The sequence below is a fragment of the Comamonas sp. B-9 genome (assembly GCF_000410635.1).
Lineage (GTDB): Bacteria > Pseudomonadota > Gammaproteobacteria > Burkholderiales > Burkholderiaceae_C > Comamonas.
Genome location: NZ_KE148583.1, coordinates 27361 through 52128, shown reverse-complemented (window position 1 = coordinate 52128; position 24768 = coordinate 27361). Strand labels below are relative to the sequence as shown.

18 protein-coding genes are annotated in these 24768 nt (G+C 65.7%); 4 read left to right on the top strand and 14 right to left on the bottom strand.

What is annotated here, in order from left to right:
- Window positions 1-197: 197 nt before the first annotated feature.
- The 7 genes from H928_RS0113770 to H928_RS0113740 form a co-directional block, all read right to left on the bottom strand.
- Window positions 198-1886 (bottom strand): AMP-binding protein, encoded by a 1689-nt coding sequence (locus H928_RS0113770; protein ID WP_021027038.1) that lies wholly within the window; start codon window positions 1884-1886, stop codon window positions 198-200.
- A gap of 189 nt (window positions 1887-2075) precedes the next feature.
- A complete protein-coding gene (locus H928_RS0113765) occupies window positions 2076-2948 on the bottom strand; it encodes a hypothetical protein (RefSeq protein WP_021027037.1) in 873 nt (290 codons plus the stop codon).
- Between the two features lie 176 nt (window positions 2949-3124).
- The gene (locus H928_RS27745) at window positions 3125-4357 is read right to left on the bottom strand and encodes a M48 family metallopeptidase (protein ID WP_021027036.1); all 1233 of its coding nucleotides are present in this window, start codon (window positions 4355-4357) and stop codon (window positions 3125-3127) included.
- Window positions 4358-4460: 103 nt separating this feature from the next.
- Window positions 4461-5861, bottom strand: a complete 1401-nt coding sequence (gorA, locus tag H928_RS0113755) for a glutathione-disulfide reductase (protein WP_021027035.1) — start codon at window positions 5859-5861, stop codon at window positions 4461-4463.
- Between the two features lie 169 nt (window positions 5862-6030).
- A complete protein-coding gene (fba, locus tag H928_RS0113750; protein WP_021027034.1) occupies window positions 6031-7095 on the bottom strand; it encodes a class II fructose-bisphosphate aldolase in 1065 nt (354 codons plus the stop codon).
- 121 nt (window positions 7096-7216) lie between these two features.
- Window positions 7217-8572, bottom strand: coding sequence for a two-component sensor histidine kinase (locus tag H928_RS0113745; RefSeq protein ID WP_021027033.1), 1356 nt, complete (start codon window positions 8570-8572; stop codon window positions 7217-7219).
- Window positions 8569-9270, bottom strand: a complete 702-nt coding sequence (locus H928_RS0113740; RefSeq protein WP_021027032.1) for a response regulator transcription factor — start codon at window positions 9268-9270, stop codon at window positions 8569-8571. The genes H928_RS0113745 and H928_RS0113740 overlap by 4 nt, the downstream gene beginning before the upstream one ends.
- 99 nt (window positions 9271-9369) lie before the next feature.
- Here H928_RS0113740 and H928_RS27740 point away from each other — a divergent pair, with 99 nt between their 5' ends.
- Window positions 9370-10083: a phosphatase PAP2 family protein gene (locus H928_RS27740; protein WP_084635798.1), complete on the top strand. Its 714-nt coding sequence runs from the start codon at window positions 9370-9372 to the stop codon at window positions 10081-10083.
- Between the two features lie 12 nt (window positions 10084-10095).
- Here H928_RS27740 and H928_RS0113730 read toward each other — a convergent pair whose 3' ends face one another.
- The 6 genes from H928_RS0113730 to H928_RS0113705 all read right to left on the bottom strand — a co-directional run bounded on the left by H928_RS0113730 (window position 10096) and on the right by H928_RS0113705 (window position 18761).
- Entirely contained in the window at window positions 10096-11301 is a 1206-nt protein-coding gene (locus H928_RS0113730; protein WP_158400537.1) for a DUF1513 domain-containing protein, read from the bottom strand.
- A 15-nt stretch (window positions 11302-11316) separates the two neighbouring features.
- Window positions 11317-12402 (bottom strand): imelysin family protein, encoded by a 1086-nt coding sequence (locus H928_RS0113725; RefSeq protein ID WP_021027029.1) that lies wholly within the window; start codon window positions 12400-12402, stop codon window positions 11317-11319.
- An 80-nt stretch (window positions 12403-12482) separates the two neighbouring features.
- Window positions 12483-14030, bottom strand: a complete 1548-nt coding sequence (locus H928_RS0113720) for a di-heme oxidoredictase family protein (protein ID WP_021027028.1) — start codon at window positions 14028-14030, stop codon at window positions 12483-12485.
- 20 nt (window positions 14031-14050) lie between these two features.
- Window positions 14051-15253 (bottom strand): imelysin family protein, encoded by a 1203-nt coding sequence (locus H928_RS0113715; protein ID WP_027010934.1) that lies wholly within the window; start codon window positions 15251-15253, stop codon window positions 14051-14053.
- A 401-nt stretch (window positions 15254-15654) separates the two neighbouring features.
- Complete coding sequence (pyk, locus tag H928_RS0113710; protein WP_021027026.1) at window positions 15655-17100, bottom strand: pyruvate kinase; 1446 nt, start codon at window positions 17098-17100, stop codon at window positions 15655-15657.
- A gap of 218 nt (window positions 17101-17318) precedes the next feature.
- Window positions 17319-18761, bottom strand: a complete 1443-nt coding sequence (locus H928_RS0113705; RefSeq protein WP_021027025.1) for an aminopeptidase P N-terminal domain-containing protein — start codon at window positions 18759-18761, stop codon at window positions 17319-17321.
- 106 nt (window positions 18762-18867) lie between these two features.
- Between H928_RS0113705 and H928_RS0113700 the strand changes: the two genes are divergently transcribed.
- The 3 genes from H928_RS0113700 (at window position 18868) to mnmA (ending at window position 23234) form a co-directional block, all read left to right on the top strand.
- Entirely contained in the window at window positions 18868-19371 is a 504-nt protein-coding gene (locus H928_RS0113700; protein ID WP_021027024.1) for an NUDIX hydrolase, read from the top strand.
- Between the two features lie 141 nt (window positions 19372-19512).
- On the top strand, window positions 19513-21981 hold the full coding sequence (locus H928_RS0113695; RefSeq protein WP_021027023.1) for a penicillin acylase family protein: 2469 nt from the start codon (window positions 19513-19515) through the stop codon (window positions 21979-21981).
- 125 nt (window positions 21982-22106) lie between these two features.
- Entirely contained in the window at window positions 22107-23234 is a 1128-nt protein-coding gene (mnmA, locus tag H928_RS0113690) for a tRNA 2-thiouridine(34) synthase MnmA (RefSeq protein WP_021027022.1), read from the top strand.
- A gap of 4 nt (window positions 23235-23238) precedes the next feature.
- Here mnmA and H928_RS27735 read toward each other — a convergent pair whose 3' ends face one another.
- The gene (locus tag H928_RS27735; RefSeq protein WP_021027021.1) at window positions 23239-24576 is read right to left on the bottom strand and encodes a hypothetical protein; all 1338 of its coding nucleotides are present in this window, start codon (window positions 24574-24576) and stop codon (window positions 23239-23241) included.
- Window positions 24577-24768: the final 192 nt, after the last annotated feature.

Below are 24768 nucleotides of genomic sequence, written 5' to 3'. Positions count from 1 at the left end.
GGCGGCCGGCATAGTCGCTGGCGCGGGCATCCGCCAGCAGCGCGGCAATGCCGGCCTGTTCCTCGGGAAGGGCACTGAGAATGGCAAGGGTCACGTGGGAATCCCAAAAAACAGCAAAGCGGAGATTGTCGCTGCAATCTCCGCTTTGCCGGGCTGGTTGGCGGCTGGAGCGCTATGGCCTAGCGCCGCCGCCCTGCTCAGGCCTTGGTGGTTTCGTCGCGCAGCTCGCGCCGCAGGATCTTGCCCACCGGGGTCTTGGGCAGGTTGTCGCGGAACTCGATGTACTTGGGCCGCTTGTAGCCGGTCAGGTGCTCGGCGCAATGGGCGCGCAGCTGGGCCTCGGTCACATCGGCCGACTTGCGCACGACCACCAGCTTGATCGCCTCGCCGGTCTTCTCATCGGGCACGCCCACCACCGCGCATTCGGCCACACCGGGGAAGGACGCGGCCACGTCTTCGACCTCATTGGGGTAGACGTTGAAGCCGCTCACCAGCACCATGTCCTTCTTGCGGTCAACGATGCGGAACATGCCATCGGGCTCCATGATGCCGATGTCGCCCGAGCGGAAGAACTGGTCCTCGGTCATGGACTTGGCGGTCTCGTCGGGGCGTTGCCAGTAGCCGGCCATCACCTGCGGCCCGCGTATGCAGACCTCGCCGCGCTCGCCCTGCGCCACCGGCTCGCCGGCATCGTCGAGGATCGCCATGTCGGTGCCCGGCATCGGGTAGCCGATGGAGCCCGAGGCCTTCTGGCCGGTGCCGACAAAGTTGCAGCTGGCCACCGGGCTGGTCTCGGACAGGCCATAGCCCTCGACGATGGGCTGGCCAGTGCGCTGCAGCCAGCGCTCGGCCACGGCCGACTGCACGGCCGCGCCGCCGCCCACGACCACGCGCAGGTTCTTCCAGTTCACCTTGTCGAAATCGGGGTGGCTCATCAGGCCATTGAACAAGGTGTTGACCGCTGGCAAGGTGTGGAATTCGTACTTGCCCAGCTCGCCCAGCACCGCCTTCATGTCGCGCGGGTTGGGGATCAGCAGCACCTGGTGGCCCAGGCGCATGGACAGCAGAAAACAGACCGTGAACGCGAAGATATGGTAGAGCGGCAGCGCGCAGACGCACAGCGGCTGCTCGCCTTGCGGAATGGTCTTGAGCGCCGGCCCATACCAGGCCTGCACCTGCATCACATTGGCGCCCAGGTTGCGGTGCAGCAGCACGGCGCCCTTGGCCACGCCGGTGGTACCGCCGGTGTACTGCAGCGCGGCCATGTCGTCAGGCCCGATGTCCACCGGCGAGAACGTGTGGCGCTCGCCCTGGCTGATCGCATCGGGGTAGCGGATGCTGCGCTCCAGGGTGAACGGCGCGACCAGCTTCTTGCTGTGGCGCACCACATAGTTGACGATGCTGCCCTTGATCAGGCCCAGGCAATCGCCCATGCTGCAGACGATGATCTGGTCGAGCTGGCGGTGCGCTGCGCAGTTCTGCACGGTGGCGCCAAAGTTCTCCAGCACGATCATCACCTTGGCGCCGCTGTCCTTGAGCTGGTGGTCCAGCTCCGAGGCGGTGTAGAGCGGGTTCACGTTGACCACGACCAGCCCGGCGCGCAGCACGGCTGCGACTGCCACCGCATACTGCGGCACATTGGGCATCATCAGCGCCACGCGGTCGCCCTTGGCCAGCGGCAGGGTCTGCAGGTAGGCGGCCAGCGCCACGCTGTAGTCGTCGAGCTGGCGGTAGCTGAAGCGCGCCCCCATGAAGTGCAGCGCCGTGCGGTCGGCATACTGGATAAAGGCCTGGTTGAGCAGCTGCACCAAGGTCGGAATGCGCTCAGGGTCAATGTCCTCGGGGATCTCGGGTGGGTAAGCGGCCAGCCATGGGCGTTCGGTCATGCACAAGTCTCCTGTCGGTCATACAGCGGGTGCCGGCGCCCTGTGCGCACGGCCCGCTGCTGAGCCATGTTGTTCGATCTCGCCCTATTGTGCAAATTCTGCGCCCATTCCAAGTCTGGATATACCCGTAAAAAAGCAAAAAAAAAAGCCATGACCGGGGTCATGGCGGTTGCTGGGCGAGGGACGCGATCAGCGCTTGGCGGCTGCAGCCCCTGCAGGTGCCGCCCCTGCCGGCGCGACCACCGAAGCTGCTTTCTCTTCGGCGGCCTGGGGGTTGGGCTTTTCCTTGCCAAACAGCACATCGGAGTCGTCCTGCCTAGTCTCGTAGTAGGGCTGCTGGTCGATCTCGTAGGGGAACGGTGGCACGGTCAGCACGCCGTTGAAGTAACCGGTGCTCTCACGCATGGAACGCGCCAGGTCCTGGGCCCAGTGGTCCAGCGAACGGCCGGCGGCCAGAAAGTCGACACTGCTGCGGATCGGCGGGCGCACCAGGCGCTGGTCCACCAGCACCTGCGCTTCGACATAGCCGCCATTGCTGGTGGTGAACTGGTAGGACACATAGGCCACCGGCCGCGCAAAGTAGACACCGGCCGCCTCCAGCCGGCCCGCCATGGCCGCATCGTTCTGGGCCAGCCAGTCGCTGCTGTTGGCGGTGCGCTTGATGCGCAGGCAGTCCACGCGGCCAATGTTCAGGCCCTGGGTGCGCTCGACCAGCACGCCCTTTTGCTTGGGGCAGTCCTGGGTCCAGACGGTGTTCTTGTTGTTCAGGTCATCGACGCTGGAGCGCAGCGACATCACGCCCACCAGTTCGCCCAGCTTGGTGCGCATCTGCCAGAGCTTGGCCTGCAGCGGTTTGTCCTTGGCCAGGTCTTCGGGCAGCACATCGAGCACCTCGCTGTCCGTGCCCCAGTAGGTCCAGCGCAGATCGGTGTTTTGGTCCATCGACACCAAGGTGCGGCCCACCGGCTCCACATTCGACGGCAGCGGTGCGCAGGCGCTCAGCACCACGGCTGCGGCAGCGCACCCCAGCCAGGACAGAGAACGGGCAGCGGAAAAAGACATAAGGCGGATCCTGAAAACAGTAGCGGCGGCCAACAGACAGTGCGTGGCCTGTGCCACACCGCCAAGCCCTGCATCATAGCAAGGCCCTTGCGGATTCTGTTCTAGGCCGTTGCGGATTCTGTCCGAGGCCGCCGGGCTGAATCAGGAGACTTTGGCCGCGAGTGTATCCAAATGCATCACTTGCTCTGGCAACTGGCCGGCAGATACTGTTGCGCCGCACCATCAGCGCTGCAATGCCAGATCACCTTGCCGCCCTCGCCCTGCATGGGCTGCATCTGCAACTGGCCATGGAGGGTCAGCGCAGTCAGCGACATATCGTCGCTGTCATACATCAGCCGGCCTTCCTGCTCCGGCGACACACCCGCATCGGCCAGTGAATCCGGCACTTCTTCATAGGTCTGGTAGTAGCGCGACAGCGCCTGGCGCACCGGCTCGGCCTGGGTCCATTCCTTCTCGAAGGCCTCCTTGCCCTTTTGCGACTGCATGCCCTGCATCAGCATCTGGCTGAAGGCACCGCCCCCGGCTCCGCCCTTGAGCGCCGGGATCGCGACGGCGGCCGCGATACCGATGATCGCGATCACCATCAGCAAGCCCACGGCCCCGCCACCGGCCCGGCCGCCATAGGGCACAAACAGCGCAAACAAGTAAGAGAAGGGGTTGCGGCCCGGCATCTTGATGCCGGGGCTGATCATGCGCGCCACGCGCTTGGTCAGCCAGGGATAGCCGCCCAGCAGCTCATGCAGATCGGGGAAGAAGCCCCGGTTCGTCATGGTCTGGCGCGCATACTGCACCAGGTTGATGGTCTTCCACTTCTGCGCGCCAGCGGCCAGCACCGACAGCGCGCGGCCGGCCGATTCCGAGCCTTCGCAGCAGGCGCGGCCATGCAGGTCACAGGTGTATTCCTGGGCGCGCGCATAGGCCGCGCCAATCAGCGGCAGCCACAGCACCGGCATGCGCCAGAAATGGCCGGTCAAATGGCCTTGCTTGATATGGCCCAGCTCATGGCCAAAGTAGAAGTTGATGCCATCGGGCAGCGCGCGCATCGCATCCACCGTGTCGCTCAGCACAATGACGAAGTTGCGGCCCAGAAAGCGGGTGGCAAAGGCATTCATCAGGCCATCGCCTTGCAGCAAATAGGCCTCGGGCGGGTCCACCAGCTCCAGCTTCTTGCAGCACTGCAGGTACTGCAGGTAGAGCTCGGGGAACTGCTCGTCCGACAGCCGCACGGCGGTGCCACGCAGCCAGGCAATCAAGGCGGATTGGGCAAAGAGATAAAAAATGAAACCGATAAGCAGGTAGATCAGCACCGTGCCCAGGGTCAGCAACAAGATCAGCAACCATGCCAGCAGACCCAGAACCAGGGTGATGGCGCCCAGTGTCCGCTCACGCGGATACACCCACTCCTTCATATGTATCTCCTCTGTAAAGAGCGCGTATCATGCCCGAGACACGCGCGCTTTATAGAGGAAATTTATAAGATGTTGCAAAGCAGCAACTACCGCGTTCTGTTGCTTACATGCGGCTTACTTCGCGCAAGGTGACCAGCTCTTCGGCCATCGTCGGATGGATGCCAATCGTCTGGTCAAACAGCGCCTTGGTGGCACCAGCCTTGATCGCCACCGCAAAGCCCTGGGTGATCTCGGCCGCATCGGCGCCCACCACATGCAGGCCCAGCACCTTGTCGCTGGCGTCATCCACGACCAGCTTGACCAGGCAGCGCTCGCTGCGGCCCGACAGGGTGTGGCGCAGCGGTTTGAAATCGCTGCGGTAGATGCGCACGGCCCCATGGCGCTCGCGGGCCTGGGCCTCGGTCAGGCCCACGGTACCGATCTGTGGATGGGTGAACACCGCCGTCGGGATATTGTCGTAGTCCATCACGCGCGCGGGCTTGCCCGCCTCGGGTCCCCAAATATGGTCCACCCAGGCCATCGCTTCGGCCAGCGCCACTGGCGTCAGCTCCATGCGCCCCACCACATCGCCCAGTGCATGCACGCTGGGCTGGGCGGTGGCCAACTGCGCATCGACGACGATGGCGCCGCTCTTGTCCAGCGCAATGCCCAGCGCCTCCAGCCCCAGGCCGGCCACATTGGCCTTGCGGCCGGTGGCATACAGCACCTGGTCGGCCTTCAGCTGTGACCCATCGGCCAAGGTCAATGTGCGCTCGCCGCTGGCCGCATCGCAGCTGATCTCTTTCACTTCGGTCTTCAGGCGCAGGTCCACGCCGCTCTTGCGGATCTCTTCGGCGACAAAGCTGCGCACCTCGTCGTCAAAGCCGCGCAGGATCTGGTCACCCCGGTGCAGCAGGCTCACCTGCACGCCCAGGCCATGGAAGATGCTGGCCATCTCGCAGCCGATATAGCCGCCTCCCACCACCACCAGGCGGCGCGGCAGCTCGGCCAGGTCAAACATCTCGTCGGAGACGATCACATGCGCGCTGCCCGGCAGATCGGGGCGCACCGGCGTGCCGCCAGTGGCGATCAGGATATGGGCCGCGGTCAAGGTGCGCACCTCGGCGCCATCGGCAGAGACGACCACGGTGTGGGCATCGGCGAGCCGCCCTTGGCCGGCAATGCGCTCCACATTCGCGTTGCGCATCAGGCCCTCGTAGATGCCATTGAGCCGGGAGATCTCCTGCGCGCGCGCCGCTTTGAGTGCCTGCCAGTCCAGCGCAATCGCCTCGGGCATTTGCCAGCCGTAACCGCGCGCCTCTGCAAAGGCCTCGGCATAGCCGGCCGCATAGCTGTAGAGCTTTTTGGGGATGCAGCCGACGTTGACGCAAGTGCCGCCCATGGCCTTGGACTCCACCACCGCCACCTTGGCGCCCCGTGCTGCCGCCATGCGGGCTGCCCGCACGCCGCCCGATCCGCCGCCAATCACCACCAGATCCAGATCCCAGGAATGGCTTGTCTGCATGCTTTGCGCTCCTTTGTTTGCTATGCAAGGCATTGTGCAAAAACACCGGGCGCAGTGCGCGTGTGCGGTTATCGCCGCATCGCGTAGGCCCAAAGCAAAAGCCTGCAATGCGGGTGCGATTGCAGGCTTTGGAGGCCAGCGCCCAAAGGCACTGGCAGGGCAGGCAGATTTACTTGACCAGCTGGGCCAGGTCGCCGGCGCTGTACTTCTTGGCCATTTGCTCCAGGCTGTAGCCCTTGATCTTGCCGCCCTGGCCTTCGCAGCCGAACTCGATGTAGCGGGCCTTGCAGACTTGCTTGGCCGCTTCACGGGCGGGCTTGAGCCATTCGCGGGCGTCGAACTTGTCGGGGTTCTCGGCCAGGAACTTGCGCACCGCGCCGGTCATCGCCAGGCGGATGTCGGTGTCGATATTGATCTTGCGCACGCCATACTTGATGGCTTCCTGGATCTCTTCGACCGGCACGCCGTAGGTTTCCTTCATCTTGCCGCCGTACTGGTTGATGATGGCCAGCAGCTCCTGGGGCACCGACGAGGAGCCATGCATCACCAGGTGGGTGTTGGGGATGCGGGCATGGATTTCCTTGACGCGCGAGATCGCCAGGATGTCGCCCGTGGGCTTGCGGCTGAACTTGTAGGCGCCGTGGCTGGTGCCGATGGCGATCGCCAGTGCGTCCAGTTGCGTGGCCTTGACGAACACGGCCGCTTCTTCGGGGTCGGTCAGCATCTGGCTGTGGTCCAGCTTGCCTTCGGCGCCAATGCCGTCTTCTTCGCCGGCTTCACCGGTTTCCAGGTTGCCCAGGCAGCCCAGTTCGCCTTCGACAGTGGCACCGATCTGGTGGGCCATCGCGACGACCTTCTGGGTCACATCGACGTTGTAGTCGAAGGACGATGGCGTTTTGCCGTCGCTCATCAGCGAGCCGTCCATCATCACCGAGCCAAAGCCCAGGTTCAGCGCGCCCTGGCAGATCTCGGGGGTGGTGCCGTGGTCCTGGTGCATCACCAGCGGGATGTGCGGGTACATCTCGGCTGCGGCCTGGATCAGGTGCTTGATGAAGGGCTCACCGGCGTACTTGCGCGCGCCAGCGCTGGCCTGCAGGATCACGGGCGCGCCGACTTCGTCTGCCGCCGCCATCACGGCCTGGACTTGTTCCAGGTTGTTGACGTTAAAGGCAGGGATGCCGTAGCCATTTTCGGCGGCATGGTCGAGCATTTCGCGCATCGAGATCAAAGGCATGGTGGTCGGGTCCGTTCTAATGCAAAGAAAGAGTGCTGCAGCGGCCACAGCAGCCGCGTCAACACCCTGGATTCATATTTGCGGCATGGTAACCGCTTGGTAACTGCCTATTTTAGCAAGCTCAGGCCATCTGGGCGAGAGGCATACTGAGGCGGTAGCAAGTGGTATAGGGTGCCAGCGCCTGCGGCTGCCCGAAAGCGCCCCCGTGCAAAGCCATGATGCGCTGCACAATCTGGTGGCCCAGCTGCAGGCTGTCCACCGGCTCGGGTGCTGCCTTCTCCTGCAGGCGGCCACCATCGTCACAGACCTGCAGCCAGCACTGCCCGCCATCGCTGCCGCCCTGCACCTCGATCTGCGTGCCCTCGGGGGTGTGGCGCAGTGCGTTCTCGACCAGGTTGCGCACGGCCACCTCCAGCAGCACGGCGTGGCCTTTCACCCACAGTTGCTCGGGCATGTCCACCGCCACACTGCCGCCCCGGCGCCAGGCCGCCTGGGCATATTCGGCGCCCACGTTGCGCGCCAACTGCGCCAGATCGACCGGCGCGGCCTGCTGGGTCAGCGCCACACGGCTGCTGCGGGCCAAGGCCAGAATCTGGTTGAGCACATGGCCTGCGCGCAGCGCATCGGCATGCAGGCGTTGCACCGCCTGGGCCTGCTGGGCGGGGTCCAGCCCGCCTTGCAGCGACTGCGCATGCAGGCTGATCGAGGCCAGCGGCGTGCGCAGCTCATGCGCCACCTGGTTGGCCAAGGTGCGCTCGCGCTCCATCGCCTCGTCATTGCGGTCCAGCAGGCGGTTGAACGCCAGGGTCACCGCCCGGAACTCCTGCCAGTTGTGGCCGGTGGACAGGCGCTGGCCCTGCTCGGGCTCGAGCTGCTCGACATCGCGCGAGAGCTGGGTCAGGGGCTTGAGGCCGGCGCGTATCGTCAGCCCCAGCACCAGGGTGACCACCGGCAAAAGCCACAGCCCGGGCAGAATCATCTGCCCGGCAATGTCATCGGCCAGGTCATCGCGCTCTTGCAGGTTGACCAGCACGGCCACCTTGCGCGTGTGCTCGGTGTTCCACTGCGTGAAGGTGCGCCAGACCTCGTGCTTGGGGCCCAGCTGGGCATCAAAAAAGCCACTGCGCCCATCGGCAAAATGCAGGCGCGGCGCGCTGCCGACATTGAGCACCAGATCGCCCTCGGCGCTCCAGACCTGCAGGCTCATCGACTGCTGGTAGTCATGCGCATGCAGGCCTGGCAGCGGCACGCGCTCGGTCGGCAGGCCCGGCGGGGTCTGCGCGTTGGAGGGGATATTGAGGACCAGCGCAGCGACGCCGGCCAGGTGCCCGTCGGTCAGCTCATCGGCCTCTTCAATGCCGGTCTGGTAGGCCCAGTAAACAAAACTGGCCCAGACGATGACCAGCGCCGCCAGAATCCAGACCAGCAGCCGGGTGCGCAGCTGGGGCAGGCGCTGGGGCTTGGCCGCTAGGTTCACGAGGCCTGGTCCTGGGGCATGAAGTAGCCCACACCGCGCATGGTCAGGATGTAGTCGGCACCCAGCTTTTTGCGCAGGTGGTGGATATGCACCTCCACCGCATTGCTCTCGACCGAGGCATCAAAACTGTAGAGCTTTTCCTCCAACTGCTGGCGCGACAGCACCCGGCCATGGGCCTGCAGCAGGATCAGCAAGATGGTGTAGGCCCGGGGCGAGAGCTCGACGCCTTCGCCCCCCAGGCGCACCTGGTGCAAGGCCGGATCCAGCACCAGATCACGGTAGTGGATCAGCGGATTGGCGCGGCCAGCGGCGCGGCGCAGCAGCGCACGCAGCCGGGCCTGCAGCTCTTCGGCATCAAAGGGCTTGGAGAGGTAGTCATCGGCGCCCAGGTCCAGGTTTTCGATGCGGTCATGCACGCCGTCGCGGGCCGTCAGCACGATGACCGGCGTGGCCGGATCAGGCAGGCTCTTGCGCAGGCCCGTGGGCGGCGGCGCATTGCGCAGCTGCTGCAACAGGCGCGAGCCATCGCCATCGGGCAGGCCCAGGTCCAGCAGCACCACGTCAAAGCCCTCGGCCGTCAGCGCGCGCCAGGCCTCGGCCAGGCTGGGGCACCAGTCCACCGCATGGCCGCGCTGCTGCAGATTGGCCTTGAGGCCCTCTGCAATGCCGGCATCGTCTTCCACCATCAGTATGCGCATGGCTGGCATTGTGCATGAACTGCGTCATTGCGCCTATGGCCTGGGCCCTGCACCTTGGACATTAAGAAAGCCTTAAGCCTGCCGCCGCAGCATCGCCAGATGCCTTCCTGCCCCCCTGCCTCGTTCGCCGATACACGCGCTCCCTTGTACAACCGCCGCTGGCTGCTGGCCACGGTGCTCAGTTTTGTGCTGATCGCCCTGTGGGATGCCGGGGGCCAGGACCTGGCGCTGGCCCAGCTCTGGGGCACGGCCCAGGGCTTTGCGCTGCGCGATGACCATTTTCTGGTCACCTATATGCACCAGGGCATGCGCAACCTCGGCTGGGTGGTCGTGCTGGCCTTGAGCCTGGGGGTCTGGCTGCCCTTTGGCGTGCTGCGCCAGCTGCCCACGGCCCGCCGGGTGCAGCTGCTCGTCAGCATTCTGGCGTCTCTCGCGGTGGTGGCCATCCTCAAGCGCAGCAGTGCCACCAGCTGCCCCTGGGATCTGTCGGTCTTTGGCGGCGTGGCCGAGTATGTATCGCACTGGCGCTGGGGCCTGCATGATGGTGGCGCGGGCCACTGCTTTCCGGCCGGCCATGCGGCCGCGGGCTTTTCCTTTGTCGGCGGCTATTTTGCGCTGGCGCGTGACACACCGCGCGCCGCGCGCTGGTGGCTGGCGGTGGCGCTGGTGATAGGCCTGTTGCTGGGCCTGGGCCAGCAGATGCGCGGCGCCCACTACATGAGCCACACCTTGTGGACCGCCTGGCTGTGCTGGACCGCGGGCCTGGCTATTGACATGGGCATGGCACGCCGCCGCAGCCAAGCTGCGGACTAAGAGCCGGAAGGCCTAACCGACCAGGCGCCAGTGGTTGTCAAACATCAGCCCGGTCACCGTATCCAGTGCGGTCACCACTTGGTCGCTGCTGCGGCTTGTCCGCTCGGCCACCCCGTGGCCGCCGCCGGCCCATAGCCGCGCGCCATCGCGGGCCACGGGGCAGACATCGCCCTGCGGACTGTTGCCCAGGTAGCGCGCCTGCGCGTCAAACCAGGCCATGCAATCGGACTTGGGGCAGCTCACCACAAAACCGCCTTGTGCCAGCGGCGCGCATTCCACGCTGCCGCCGTAGCCGGCCAGCGGCGGCTGGTCTTGCGCCAGCTGCAGGCGCTGGCCGTCCCAAACGGCAAAGATAGCTGCGTTTTGGCGCCGCGCATCGTCATGCTCGGCCTGCAGCGCAATGCCCAGGCGCTGGCGCGCGGCATCCCAGGCCAGGTGGCGGATCGACAGGCGCGGGTCGGGCAGCTTCCACTGGCCCAGCAGGCGCCCATCGGCCGGGTGCAGCGCGACGAGGGACGGATCCATGCTGTCCAGCCATTTCTTGCTGCGGCCGGTCTCGCTTTGCGTGGGGATGCCGCCATTGGCGACGACCAAGGTCCCGGCTGGCAGGCTGCCCAGCGCGGCGGGCAGCACCAGCAGCTCATGCGGGTCCATGCCATGGCTGCGCCATTCAGCCAGTTTTTCCAGGCTCGTGGCATCGCGCAGGCCAATGCAGCCCTGGCTGTCTTCCAGATCGGTTTCGGTGGTGAACAGCATCCCGCTGCCGCCTGCGCCCGCCTGGGCCTGCCAGGCCCGTGCCGTCGCGGGGCCCGCCAGTGCCACATGGCCGTTGAAACAACGGTCCTCCTGCATCCAGGCCCATTGCAGCGTGTCTGTCTGGGGCTGCCAGCGCAGCAGCCAATCCCCGGGCCGGCGCGCGGCAAAGACCAGTTGGCCGCCGGGCAGCGTTTGCACACCATGGCCGCGTGTGGGCAGCGGGGTGCGCGCCGCAATGCGCCAGGCATGGCCGCCGCTGGCTTGGGGCAGCACTTCGAGCACCCCGGCCCAGTCCTGCGCCATCGCGCTGGGGCCATCGCGCCAGACGGCTGCCAGCCAGGTCACCCCAGCCGTGCTGCCCGCATCTTTGGCAAACGACAGTTCGGCCAGGCCCAGCGCGCCCATCGCCGATGCACCCAGCCCACGCAGCAGCGCGCGCCGGGGCAGGGATGTGGATAACACGGTCACAGCTTGTCCTCAGTCGCCATCGCTGTCGCTAAAGCCCAGCGGAATATCGAGCGCCGGCGCCACCTCGGCCTGGTACAGCGCCGTGATGCCCTTGAGCTTGGTAGCGAGCGCCAGAATCTCGCTGTTGGCCTGTGCCCCCTCCTTGGCAGGCAGCTTGCCAGGGGCCGGCATCGCGGCATCGACCACGCCAATCGCGTCGCGCCAGCGCTGGGCCAGGGCGATATGGCCCTTGCTGAGCAGCAGTGCCTCAATCGAGATCAGGTCCTTGCCAGGCACGGGCGGCTGCTGGCGCTGCGCCGGGGTCAGCAAAGCCTGGGCATGCAGGGCCTGCCACTGGGTCTGCCACTCGCGCCAGTTGTCGGCCATTGCGATGCGTGCAAAGGCGGGCGCCTTGTTGCTGCCCTCGACCACCTTGACCGGCTTTTCCATCTGCGCCCAGCGCAGGCGCTCCAGGCCGCCCAACCACTGGTTGACCCATTCCTCGATCGCCGCGCCGGTTTCCTTGGCGCCGGGGCTGGCCACATCCTCGGGCTCGCTCTCCGAGCCTTCGACGCTCCAGGTCTTGCTGCGCAGGGGCTCCAGCGCCGCTTGCAGGCTTTGGGCCTCGGCGCTGATCGCCTTGGCCACCTGCAGCGCAAACGCGCATTCCGGGCTGGCCGGCTGCAGGCCCTGGCTCAGCAGCCAGTCCAGCGCGCCAAAGCCCTTGGCGGGCGTGCCCACCAGCTCCATGTCGGCAGCGCTCTGCGGGCCTTTTTTGACGGCGCGGGTGATCAGCGCCGTGCGGATCGGCGTGAAATCAATCTGCCGCAGCGAGCGGCGCTCCACCAAGGGCCCCACGCTGGGCGTGGACAGCTGCAGCCAGGCGGTATGGCTGCGCTGCCACTGGCCGCGCAGCTCCGCCGCTGCGGTTTTGGCGGCAGCGGCCGGCCCGGCGCAGAAGCTGGCGAGCGCCTGGTCCTGCGCATTGGCGGCCAGCGTAAAAGCCGCTGCACGGGCTGGCAGGTGCTGGCCATACAGGCTTTGCAGCGCCTGGGCGGCCGTGTAGTACGGCATGGGGGTGTCGGCAGCCTGCGCCAACGGGGCAGCGCTGCCCATGGCGGCCAGGGCAACCAGAGCGCAAGCTCTGCCCCAGGATTGCGCGGCCTGGACGGGCCCCGTTTTCAAACCAACTTGCGTCATAGCGACTCCACAAACTTGACCAAGGCCTCGCGCTCGGCGGCATCCATGTTCAGCACCTGCTGCTTGGCCTGCTCGGCCTCGCCGCCATGCCAGAGGATCGCTTCGAGCACGCCCCGCGCACGGCCATCGTGCAGCAGGCGCTGGTGGCCGTTCACATCCTGGATCAGGCCAATGCCCCACAGCGGCGGCGTGCGCCACTGCTGGCCGTTGGCCAGAAAGTCCGGCCGGCCATCGGCCAGCGCCGGGCCCATGTCATGCAGCAGCAGATCGGTATAGGGCCAGATCTTCTGGCCGGCAATGTTCTTGGCCGTCAGCCGGGGGAAGGGGCCGGGGCCGGTCACATAGCTGGGCTTGTGGCAGACGGCGCACTGCGCCTGGGCAAACAGGCGCTGGCCCAGCTTGACGGCCGAGTCATTGACGTTGCGGCGGGCCGCAGGCGCCAGGGTGGCCTGGTAGAAGATCACATCGTCGAGCGTCTTGTCATCGATCTCGGGCGCATCGGCGCGCGCCTGGGCCGCCGTGCGGCCGGCGCTGGACTTGTCCAGACCGCCGCCATGCGGCGCGGCCAGGCAGTCTTTTTGCGCCGGGGTGCAGTTCTCGTTCGGGAAGATGCGCGAGGTGATGCCCATGTCGCCCGAGAAGGCGTTGGCCGTCTGGTGCGCCACGCTGGGCGAGTTGGCCTTCCAGCCAAAGCGGCCAATCGCCTCGCGCTGGCCATAGGCATCCCAGACGCGGTTGACCTGGCCCTTGATGGGGCCGGCCAGCGCCGCCTGCTCCTGCACATTGGCGAGGATGTCGGCCTCGGCAATGGCCTCAATCAGGCCCACACCCACCACCTGGGGCGCAATGCGCGGGCCGATCATCACATCCTTGGCCATGGGCCCATAGCCCAGGTCGGTCAGCTCGTAGCGGGGTTGGATCAATTCGTAGGGCGTGCCATCGGCAAAGCGGCCCTGGATGGGCGTGCCATGGATGCGCACAATGCCCTCGGGCTTGACGCCCTGCACGGCCGCATTGTTGAACTGGTCGCCATAGGTCGGCTCGGGCACCACGCCCGCATGCGGGTCGGCCTTGCCGGGCACCGACAGGCGGATCAGCAGCGCCACCGTGGGGTCGGGATCGGGGCCCAGCGTGCGGTGGAACTCGGGCGGCTCACCGCGCCCGTCCATGATGTGGCAACCGCCGCAGCTGCGCGCAATGAAATGCGGGCCCAGGCCATCGCGCGCCCGGGTCGAGGCCGGTGCCTCCACCCAGTTGCGCTTGAAAAAGGAGTTGCCAATGACAAAGCGCGTGCGCTCTTCATCGGCCAGAGAGGCAAAAGGAAACGAGAACGCGTTCTTGCCGGTGGCAAACACCGTGGTGTCGCCGCCGGTCAGCTCGCTGGGGTCTTGCACGGGGGCCACGGCGGGGGCGCTGGTCTGCGCCACGCTGGCCTCCGGGCGCAGCGCCACCGCCAGGGCGGTGGCCGCGCACAGACCCGCTGCTGCCCATGCCAGCCGCTGCACGCGGCCACCGGGCTTCTTGTCATTCATCTTCACAGACATAGTGCAGCAACGGTCCTTCGTCAGGGCTGGACCAGGGTCAGCTTGGTGATGCCGATGGCATTGGCCGCCTGCACCAGCAGCTTGGACTGCTCGGTGGCGCTGTCCACCGCCGCCTGGATGCGCTTGCGGCCGGGGGCGTCGGCGCCGCCAATGATTTCGCGGTCAAACGGTGCCTGGATGCCTTCGGTCGCCTTGACCGTGCTGTCGATCTGCGCGCTGGTCTTGCCCGACAGCTCGGCATTCTTGGCCGCCACCAGGTCGGCCAGCGAGGCCACCTTCAAGGTCGTGCCATCGCGGCGCTTGTACTGGCCCAGCCAGACGTTCTGGATGCCGGTGGCATTGGCGACCATGTCGCGGTGGGTGTTGTCGGAGAAGCAGGAATGCTCGTCTTCCTGGTCCTGCGAGTTCAGCGGCACTTCCATGCGCTCGCCGGCCAGCTCGCCGCGCGAGAGCGAACCCAGGCCGACGATGATCTTGCGCACCGATTCCACACCGCCCTTGTCGAACTGGGCGCGGTAGTTCTTCTGGCCGGGTGCCCAGGCCTTGCTGACGCCCGCCAGGTCGTCGATCAACAACTCGGTCACCACCTTCAGGTAGAGGCGGCGGCGGTCGGCATGGGCGCGCTTGCCGTCCACATAGTCTTCAAACGAACGGTCACCCGGGCCGGTTTCGGACAGGTCCTGGCCCCAGAGCAGAAACTCGATCGCATGCCAGCCGGTGGCAATGTTTTCCTCGCCACCGCGCTCATTTTGCTTGGCCAGGTTGGCCTTGGTGATCTTGAACTTGGGGTCGTTGATGAAGCCGGCGTTGGGCTTGCCCTCAACATAGTCGACATAGGACTCGTCCATCGGCCAGGCGTTGATCTGGCCTTCGGGGCCGTTTTCATCGTCGATCGGGCCGCCGTAGAAGCGGAAGGCTTCCGTCTGGCCGTAGAACTCACGCGCGTCGATCCAGCTTTTGCGCGCCGCTTCCAGTGTGTCTTTGGAGGGGGCGGCGAGCAAGGAGGCAATGGCCTTTTGCATGTCGCGTGCCGATGCGAGGCTGTCGCTGTAGTTGGCATAGACCAATTCGCTGTAGCCCGTGGCTACCGCACGGGCGTCCAGCTTGCTGGCCTTGGCGGCCGCCGTCTGTGCAAACGCCGGTGCAGACACCCCCGCGACTGCGCCCAAACCCAGGCCCAAGGCCAACTCCAACACCGAACGGCGTACTAGTCGTTGCGACATAGATTCCCTCTTCCAAAAAAACAGGCAGGCACAGCGGCGCTGTGCTGCTCAACAACAAGGGCTTGGCTGGGCTGCTATGTGCGTGCGTGTTGTGAATTCTTATCGCAGCAGCTTGGCTAGGTGATCGAAGGCCAGGCTGGTGAACCACCGGTTTGCCCCTGTCTCCGGGGGGCAAAAAAGCCTGGCTTCGAATAGATTCAGCGCAGTCCTTTGATCCACACGGACGTGCGGGCAGGCTCGCTGAAGCGCCATAGTATCGCCGCAGTCACAAATCCGCACAAAATTGGACGGATCTACAGAGGCTGGCTGCCGTGCGGTGGCGCCGCACAAAAAGGCCAAAAAGCAGGCGCAAAAAAGGGGCGCCAGCCAGCGCCCCTGTGTCTGTCAATAACCGCGCAGGTTTAAATCACGCGGCTGATCTTCATCATATTGGTGCCGCCGGGCGAGCCCATCGGTTCGCCGCAGGTGATCGCATAAATATCGCCGCTTTGCACGATATCGCGGGCCTTCAGGTGCACCTCGGCCTGGGCCAGTGCGGTGTCGCGGTCGGCGCTGGTGTCCATCAGCAAGGGGCGCACATTGCGGTACAGCGCCATCTTGCGCTGGGTGGCCACCTTGGGGGTCAGCGCGTAGATGGGGATCTGGGTGCGGTGGCGGCTCATCCACAACGCAGTCGAGCCGCTGTCCGTCATCGCAACCAGGGCCTTGGCGCCCAGGTGGGTGGCGGTAAACAAGGCGCCCAGCGCAATGCTCTGGTCGATGCGCTGGAAGGTCTTGCCGACAAAGTCGGTGTCCACATCCCAGTCGGCCGAGGCCTCAGCCTGCGCGCAGATATCGACCATCTCCAGCACGGTCTCGAGCGGGAACTTGCCAGCGGCGGTCTCGGCGCTCAGCATCACCGCATCGGTGCCGTCGAGCACCGCATTGGCCACGTCGCTCACCTCGGCGCGGGTGGGCACCGGGTTGGTGATCATGCTCTCCATCATCTGCGTGGCAGTGATGACGACCTTGTCCATCTCGCGCGCCATGCGGATCATCTTCTTTTGCAGCGCCGGCACGGCCGCATGGCCCACTTCGACAGCCAGGTCACCGCGCGCGACCATGATGCCGTCGGACACGCGCAGGATGTCTTCGAGGTGCGGAATGGCTTCGGCACGCTCGATCTTGGCGATCAGGCCCGGGCGGTGGCGGTACTCGGCCGCGGCCACCATGCACAGCTGGCGCGCCATTTCCATGTCGGTAGCGGTCTTGGGAAAGCTGACGGCCACATAGTCGGCCTGGAAGCTCATCGCGGTCTTGATGTCTTCCATGTCCTTGGCCGTGAGCGCCGGCGCGGTGAGGCCGCCGCCCTTTTTGTTGATGCCCTTGTTGTTGGACAGCTCGCCCCCCAACTTGACCGTGGTGTGCACGGCATCACCCCGCACCGCGTCCACCGTCAGCACGATCAGGCCGTCGTTGAGCAGCAGCACATCGCCGGGCTTCACATCGCGCGGCAGCTCCTTGTAGTCCAGGCCCACGCCCTGCAGGTCACCGGGCTCCTGGCGCGAGGCATCGAGCACAAACCGGGCACCGGGCTCGAGCATCACCTTGCCTTCGGCAAACTTGCCGACGCGGATCTTGGGGCCTTGCAGGTCAGCCATGATCGCCACCTCGCGGCCGGCGCGCTGCGCAGCCTCACGCACCATGCGGGCGCGGTCCACATGGTCCTGCGCCTTGCCGTGGCTGAAGTTCAGCCGCACCACGTTGACCCCCGCGCGGATCATCTCTTCGAGCAGCGCCGGCTCGCTGGAGGCCGGCCCCAGCGTGGCAACAATCTTGGTGGCGCGGCGGATCTTGGGCGAAATCATGGGCAGGTCCCCTGTGTCTTTGTCTCAAAAGTGGGGCCGGCTCCGTCACCAGATGCCGACCCGATGTAATTCAGTTCCATTCTGACACGAGAAACGTGCACAGGGAGTTACATCGCGGTTTCATTCGATGTGCGTTTGCACAATTGCGTAGCCCCAAAAAAAACACCTGCGCGGCACGGGGGCCGGGCAGGTGTACTGTCAGGAGGCAGTCGCTGGTATCAGGCCAGATCGGCAGGCCGGGCCGCGCCATCGCGCATCAGCGCCTCGATCTCGTCGGCCTTCACCGGCACACCGCGCGTGAGCAGCTCGCAGCCGTCGTCGGTGATCAGCGCGTCGTCCTCGATGCGGATGCCGATGTTGTGGAAGGCCTCGGGCACGCCGTCGGCCGGGCGCACATAGATGCCCGGCTCGATGGTGGTCAGCATGCCGGGGCGCAGGATGCGGCTGGGGCGGTTGAGGATCAGCTCGCCCGAGAGCGGATCGCGCCGCTCACTGGTGTGCCCGAGCTCGCTGGGCTCGATGTAGCTGCCGCAGTCATGCACATCCATGCCCATCCAATGGCCGGTGCGGTGCATGTAGAACTGGAAGTAGCTGCGGTTGTCGATGACATCCTGCACGCCGCCGACCTTGTTCTTGTCGAGCAGGCCCAGATCGAGCATGCCCTGGGCCAGCACGGCGACGGTGGCGTCATGCATGTCGTTGAAGCGCTTGCCGGGCCGGGCCAGCGCAATGGCCGCATCCTGGCTGGCCAGCACCAGGTCGTACAGATCGCGCTGCGGGCCGGTGAACTTTCCATTGGCCGGGAAGGTGCGGGTGATGTCGCTGGCATAGCCATCGAGCTCGCAACCGGCATCGATCAGCACCAGCTCGCCGCTGCGGATGGGCGCGGCATCGGCGCGGTAGTGCAGCACACAGGCATTGGCACCGGCGGCGACGATCGAGCCATAGGCGGGGGACTGCGAGCCGTACTCGCGGAAGGCCTGCAGCAGCTCGGCATCCAGGTGGTATTCGCGCACATCCTGGCCGGCATGGATCATGCGGGCCGAGCGCTGCATCGCCAGGATATGGGCGCGGGCGCTGATGGCACCGGCGCGGCGCAGGATCGGCACCTCATGCGCATCCTTGAACAAGCGCATCTCGTCGAGCACGGCGCACAGGTCGCGCTGCTGCTCGGGCACCAGCGCGCCATAGCGGGTGCGGGCGCGCACGCCGTTGAGCCATTGGGCCACCGTGCCCTCGAGCCCCTGGTGGATCGCAAACGGGTACCAGACCACGCTGCGGTTTTCCAGCATCTTGGGCATGCGGGCGGCCTGCTCGGCCACCGAATAGGCTTCGGTCACGCCCAAGGCCGCCACTGCTGCCTCGGGGCCCAGGCGGTAGCCGTCCCAGATCTCGCGCGCCAGGTCCTTGGGCGCGCAGAACAAGGTGGTCTTGCCATCGGCGCTGATCACCAGGCTGGCATTGGGCTCGGTGAAGCCGGTGAGGTAGTAGAAATAGCTGTCGTGGCGGTAGAGAAAGTCGCTGTCGCGGTTGCGCGGGTGCTCGGGCGCGGTGGGAATGATGGCGATCCCGCCCTCGCCCAGCTGGCGCGCGACCTGGGCGCGGCGCTCGGCATAGACGGACTGTGCGGGAATGGCTGGGGTGGGGGCGGGTGCTTGCATGCTGCTATCGTACTGCAGAGCTTTACCACTGCGCCTGAGGTTGCATCTGCGTGACAAGCCCTTGAGATCGTTTTTATGATTTAAGAGAGTTGGCACATAATGCCGCATGCCCCACCGCTGGAAACCCAACGTCACCGTGGCCGCCGTCATTGAGCGCGATGGCCGATTTTTGCTGGTAGAGGAAGACACCTCGGACGGCATCCGCCTGAACAATCCGGCAGGCCATCTGGACCCTGGCGAATCCCCCATCCAGGCCTGTGTGCGCGAAGTGCTCGAAGAGACGGCCTTTGACTTCAAGCCCTCGGCCCTGCTGGGCATCTACATGAACCGCTTTGTGCGCAGCAAAAGCGGCGCCGACACCACCTATATGCGCTTTGCCTTTACCGGCACCGTCGGCGCGTTCTACGAAAACCAGCCGCTCGATGAAGGCATACGCCGCACCGTCTGGATGACCGCCGACGAAATGCGCGCCGAGGCCCACCAGATGCGCAGCCCGCTGGTGCTGCAATCGCTGGACGACTACCTAGCCGGCCAGCGCTTTGCGCTGAACCTGATCTACACCGATGTGTCCGTGCTGGTGCAGCCCGACGGGGTGAGACCGCTCGAATAGGCGCGCACCAACAACAAGCCCATGGCCCAGCACCATGGGCTTTGTTTTTGGCGGCGCGCCGTCTACGCTTGGCGCTAACGCGATTGCGCGCAGCGGGCAGGCATGGCAAGGTGCATCCACACCATAACGAGGAGACACACCATGCCAGACCGCAACCCCTGTCGTTTTGCCACCCGCCTGGCCCTGCCGCTGGCCGCTGCGCTGCTGGCAGCCGGCTGCAGCTCGCTGGGCACGCCGCCCACCCGCCAGCACAGCGCCAGGATTGCCGGGCTGGAAAAGCCCGCCGAGGTGCTGGTCGACCAGTGGGGCGTGCCGCATATCTACGCGGGCACCACCTATGACGCCTTTGTGGTGCAAGGCTATATGGCCGCACGCGACCGGCTCTGGCAGATGGACCTGTGGCGCAAGCGCGGTCTGGGCCAGATGGCCCAGGACTTTGGCCCGGCCTGGGTCGAGAGCGACAAGGCGGCGCGCGCCGTGCTGTTCCGTGGCGACATGTACCGCGAATGGCTGGCCTATGGCTCGGACTCCAAGCGCGTGGCCGAGGCCTTTGTGGCCGGAGTGAACGCCTTTGTCGCCCAGACGAAGGCTGACCCCAGCCTGCTGCCCGAAGAGTTCAAGCTGCTGGGCTACCAGCCCGCGCAGTGGGCCGCAGAAGACACGGTGCGCATCCGCCACCATGGCCTGACCTTGAACTTTACTGGCGAGGTCGACCGCGCCCAGGCCTTTTGCGAAGGCAAACACAACGGCGCCCGCGTGGACTGGCTGCGCCGCGAGCTGGTGCCCGATGTGAAGCCGCAGATCCCGCAAGGGCTGGAGGTCTGCGGCCTGCCCGGCAAGGAGCTCAAGCGCGCCTATGCGCTGGCCACCGCCAGCCCGCGCTTTACCAAGGAGAACGTCAAGGTCTCCGTGCAGGACATGGCCCCCGAGCAGTTGCTGGCACTGGCCGAATCGACCTTGAACCAGCCCGATGCCAACACCTTGGCCAGCTACGGCAGCAACAACTGGACGATTGCGCCGGGCATGACCACGACCGGCCGCCCGATTCTGGCCAATGACCCGCACCGCGCCCACGGCGCGCCCAGCCTGCGCTATATCTCGCACATCTCGGCTCCCGGCATGGATGTGATCGGCGCTGGCGAGCCCTTTCTGCCCGGCATCTCCATCGGCCACAACGGCCGCATCGCCTTTGGCCTGACGCGCTTCTACATGGACCAGGAAGACCTGTATGTCTACGAGACCAACCCGCACAACAGCAAGGAATACAAGTACCAGGGCCGCTGGGAGCCGATGACCCGGGTGACGGAAAACATTGCCGTCAAGGGCGCGGCCCAGCCCGTCATCGTCGAGAACTGGTACACCCGCCACGGCCCGGTGCTGGCTGCGGAAGGTAACAAGGCCTATGCGCTGCGCGCCGCCTGGCTGGACCTGGGCATGGCGCCCTATTTCGGATCGATGGACTACATGCGCGCGCAGGACTTTGACCAGTTCCGCGCCGCGATGAACCGCTGGGGCGCACCGGGCGAGAACCAGGTCTATGCCGACAGCAGCGGCAATATCGGCTGGATCCCCGGCGGGCTCACCCCCATCCGCCCCAACTGGGACGGGCTGATGCCGGTGCCTGGTGACGGCCGCTATGAATGGACGGGCTACCGCCATGGCGATGAGCTGCCCTGGGAGTTCAATCCCCAGCGCGGCTATGTGGTGACCGCCAACGAGAACAATGTGCCGCCTAACCACCCGCTCTACCAAAAAGGCATCGGTTACGAATGGTCCGACTCGGCCCGCGCGCAGCGCCTGCATGGCCTGTTTGAAAAGGCGGCCAAGGAGGGCAAGAAGCTCAGCGTCGCCGACTCCGAAGCCTGGCAGAGCGACATCGTCGCCGTACCGGCCCAGCGCCTGCTGAAGCTGCTGGCACCACTGCAAAGCAACGATGCCCAGACCGCCCAGGGCCTGGCGTTGCTGCAGGGCTGGGACGGCACCATGGCCAAGGACAGCGCCGCTGCTGCGCTGTATGAGGTCTGGAGCAATGCCACCCTGAAGAAAGCGCTGACCGACCAGGTGCTGGCCGCCAACGAGCGCAGCTTTGCCAAGGAAACCAGCGCCACCCGCATGATCGCGGTGCTGGAGCAGCCCCAAGGCTGGATGAGCGAGACCGAGCGCGACCAGGTGCTGCTCTCCTCCATCGCCCCGGCGATGCAATGGCTGCAAGCCAAGCTGGGCGCCGATGCCAAGAGCTGGACCTGGGGCAGCCTGCACCAGGCGATCTTTGTGCACCCGCTCGCCGGCGTGGTGGACAGCGCGACCAAGCAAAAGCTCAATGTCGGCGTGGGCGGCATCGGCGGCTCCTGGGCCACGCCCATGGCCACCAGCTACAACGTCGATACCTACCAGCTGACCTCGGGCGCGTCCTTCCGCATGGTGGTCGACGTGGGCAACTGGGATGCCTCGCGCGTGGTCAACACGCCCGGCCAATCGGGCAACCCGGCCAGCCCGCATTACCGCGACCTGGCCAACACCTGGGCGGCGGGCCAGTACTTTCCGCTGGCCTACTCGCGCAGCGCGGTAGAAAAGGCCACGCGCGAACGCATTGCGCTGACGCCGCAATAAGCCGGGCGGGCAGCGTCTGCTGGGGGCCTTGGGCGCTTATCGGCGCTGTTGGTCGCTGTTGGGCGACAAAACGCCACATAGCCCTAGCGAAGCAGGCGCCTGCCGCCAGGCGGATAATTGCGCCCATGGTTAAACAGCGCATCGTAGTGGGGCTGAGTGGCGGCGTGGATTCGGCCGTCACCGCGTATTTGCTCAAAAAACAGGGGCACGAGGTCGTCGGCATCTTCATGAAGAACTGGGAAGATGACGACGACAGCGAGTACTGCTCGTCGAACATCGACTTTGTCGATGCCGCAGCCGTGGCCGACGTGGTGGGCATCGAGATCGAACACGTCAACTTTGCCGCCGACTACAAGGACCGGGTGTTTGCCGAGTTTCTGCGCGAATACCAGGCCGGCCGCACGCCCAACCCCGATGTGCTGTGCAATGCCGAGATCAAGTTCAAGGCCTTTTTGGACCACGCCATGCGCCTGGGTGCCGAAAAGATCGCCACCGGCCACTACGCCCGTGTGCGCCAGAACCCCGATACCCAGCTCTTTGAGCTGCTCAAGGGGCTGGACCCGGCCAAGGACCAGAGCTATTTTCTGCACCGCCTGAACCAGGCCCAGCTGTCCAAGGCGCTGTTTCCGGTCGGTGAGCTGAAAAAGACCGAGGTGCGCCGCATTGCCGAAGAAATCGGCCTGCCCAATGCCAAGAAAAAGGACTCGACCGGTATCTGCTTTATCGGGGAGCGCCCTTTCCGCGATTTTCTCAACCGCTACATCAGCAAGGAACCGGGCCTGATCCTGGACGACCGCAACCGCAAGCTGGGCAAGCATGTGGGCCTGTCTTTCTACACCCTGGGCCAGCGCTCGGGCCTGGGCATTGGCGGCGTGAAGGAAAAAGGCGCAGCGCGTGGCGCGGGCGAGCATGCGCCCTGGTTTGTGGCGCGCAAGGAGCTGGACAAGAACATCTTGCGCGTGGTGCAAGGCCATGACCACCCCTGGCTGCTGTCGCAGGCGCTGGACGCCGACAACACCAGCTGGGTGGCCGGCCACCCGCCCGCTGCCGGCACCTATGGCTCCAAAACCCGTTACCGCCAGCCCGATTCGCCCGCGATCATCGGCGCCGATGCCACGCCCGCGCATTTCCACCTCGACTTCCCCGAGGCGCAATGGGCGGTGACGCCAGGCCAATCGGCCGTGCTGTATGACGGCGAAGTCTGCCTGGGCGGCGGCATCATCGCCAGCGTGGCGCCTTCGGCGGCCGCTTAAATAGTCAAGCAGGCGCGCCAGGCGCCTGCGCTGCCCCCGGCAACTCATCGCGCAAGATCCAGGCCGCCTCCTGGGTCGAGGCATGCGCGGGGTAGCGGATCTTCATGCGCATGAACACGCGCACCGCCTGGTCCGGCTTGTTGGCGCCTTGCTTGAGCACGCGCACCGTCAGCTCCAGCGCCTGGGGCACCAGATCGCTGCCGGCATAGTTCTTCTCAAACCCATGCAGCAGGGCCAGCGTGTGCGGCAGCTGCATGCGCTTCCAGGCCGTCTGCGCCAGCGCCAAGGTGTGGCTGGCCTCGTTCAGCCGAAAGCCCTTGTCGCGCTTGTAGCAACTGCCCCAGACCTCCAGCGCATCGCTGCTGCGCTGCTTTTGCAGCAGCAGCGCGATATAGCTTTGCGCATGGCGCGCCAGCTCATCGGCCTTGTCGCTGAGCTTGAGCACGCGGTGGTAGCGGCGCTGGTCGGCCAGGCTATCGGGCTCGCTGCGCTGCCACTCGCGCGCTTCGGCCAGGGCGGCGTTCATGTCGCCGTTCTGCACCAGCTGGGCCACCTGGGCATCGCGGCGCTGGGCCAGCGCGGTCTGCGGGTCAACCACCGGCACGCCCGCTTCAGCCTGCGGCGCCTTGTCCGGCGTGATGCCCAGGTCCGCATGGTTCTGGTACATCACATAGCCGATCATCGCGGCGATCACGCCGTTGAAATAAATCACCACAAAGGCCAGCAGGGGCGCCAGCAACGCCTGGGGCATCACCGTGACCAGGAGCGCAAAGGCCATCGGCACGCCCTGCATCAGCAGGAACAGAAACAGGCACAGCAGGCCATAGGGCAGACCGATGGCGCCCATCGTGCTCAGCAGCATGAAGGGGTTGATGGCAGCGCGCAGGCTGCCGCTGGTGATCAGCACCATCAAGGTGGCGGGGATCAGAAAGGACGAGAGCAGATCGCCCAGCGCCGCCAGCCCCGGGCTGACCCGGGCAAGCATGCCGATCAGAAAGCCATGCACCAGCAGCACGCCAAAGAACTTCCAGGGCAGCACCTTGAGGTCGGCATCGCAGGGGTAATCGTCGTAGTCATTGCTGTCAAGCACGCCGTGCGAGGCATAGGTTGCGATCTTGAACGCATGCCGGCTGATGGCCAGCAGCAGGCCCACTCCGACGAGCAAGCCGATCAGCAGGCCCCACATCAGCATATAGGCGCAGAGCGACAGCACCAGCGCATACAGCAAGGGCTTGCGCTGCAGCGGGAACAGGAAAAAACTGTTGAGCTTGCGCCAGAAAGGCTCGATCACCCATTGGGCGCTGTCAACGTCGTCTTGCTGTGGTGAACGCAGTGGGCCCATGGCCAGCCTTTCTGTCTGCCGCCCTCACTGGCGCAGCTTGGCAGCGATCATAAGGCATGGCTTCACCAAAACTTTACATGGAGCTGACGCACCAGGGTGCTAACCACTGCCGCCCATGCACTCGACCCGCATTCAGGTGCTGGCCTGGCTGAGCCAGCGCGTCACCGGCTCCTGCGGTGCGGCGCGCTGCAG

Bases quoted from the DNA above. Each gene is read 5' to 3' on its own strand.
- H928_RS0113770 (WP_021027038.1), bottom strand. From the start codon at position 1,886: ATGACCGAACGCCCATGGCTGGCCGCTTACCCACCCGAGATCCCCGAG.
- H928_RS0113765 (WP_021027037.1), bottom strand. From the start codon at position 2,948: ATGTCTTTTTCCGCTGCCCGTTCTCTGTCCTGGCTGGGGTGCGCTGCC.
- H928_RS27745 (WP_021027036.1), bottom strand. From the start codon at position 4,357: ATGAAGGAGTGGGTGTATCCGCGTGAGCGGACACTGGGCGCCATCACC.
- gorA (WP_021027035.1), bottom strand. From the start codon at position 5,861: ATGCAGACAAGCCATTCCTGGGATCTGGATCTGGTGGTGATTGGCGGC.
- fba (WP_021027034.1), bottom strand. From the start codon at position 7,095: ATGCCTTTGATCTCGATGCGCGAAATGCTCGACCATGCCGCCGAAAAT.
- H928_RS0113740 (WP_021027032.1), bottom strand. From the start codon at position 9,270: ATGCGCATACTGATGGTGGAAGACGATGCCGGCATTGCAGAGGGCCTC.
- H928_RS27740 (WP_084635798.1), top strand. From the start codon at position 9,370: ATGCCTTCCTGCCCCCCTGCCTCGTTCGCCGATACACGCGCTCCCTTG.
- H928_RS0113725 (WP_021027029.1), bottom strand. From the start codon at position 12,402: ATGGGCAGCGCTGCCCCGTTGGCGCAGGCTGCCGACACCCCCATGCCG.
- H928_RS0113720 (WP_021027028.1), bottom strand. From the start codon at position 14,030: ATGTCTGTGAAGATGAATGACAAGAAGCCCGGTGGCCGCGTGCAGCGG.
- H928_RS0113715 (WP_027010934.1), bottom strand. From the start codon at position 15,253: ATGTCGCAACGACTAGTACGCCGTTCGGTGTTGGAGTTGGCCTTGGGC.
- pyk (WP_021027026.1), bottom strand. From the start codon at position 17,100: ATGATTTCGCCCAAGATCCGCCGCGCCACCAAGATTGTTGCCACGCTG.
- H928_RS0113705 (WP_021027025.1), bottom strand. From the start codon at position 18,761: ATGCAAGCACCCGCCCCCACCCCAGCCATTCCCGCACAGTCCGTCTAT.
- H928_RS0113700 (WP_021027024.1), top strand. From the start codon at position 18,868: ATGCCCCACCGCTGGAAACCCAACGTCACCGTGGCCGCCGTCATTGAG.
- H928_RS0113695 (WP_021027023.1), top strand. From the start codon at position 19,513: ATGCCAGACCGCAACCCCTGTCGTTTTGCCACCCGCCTGGCCCTGCCG.
- mnmA (WP_021027022.1), top strand. From the start codon at position 22,107: ATGGTTAAACAGCGCATCGTAGTGGGGCTGAGTGGCGGCGTGGATTCG.
- H928_RS27735 (WP_021027021.1), bottom strand. From the start codon at position 24,576: ATGGGCCCACTGCGTTCACCACAGCAAGACGACGTTGACAGCGCCCAA.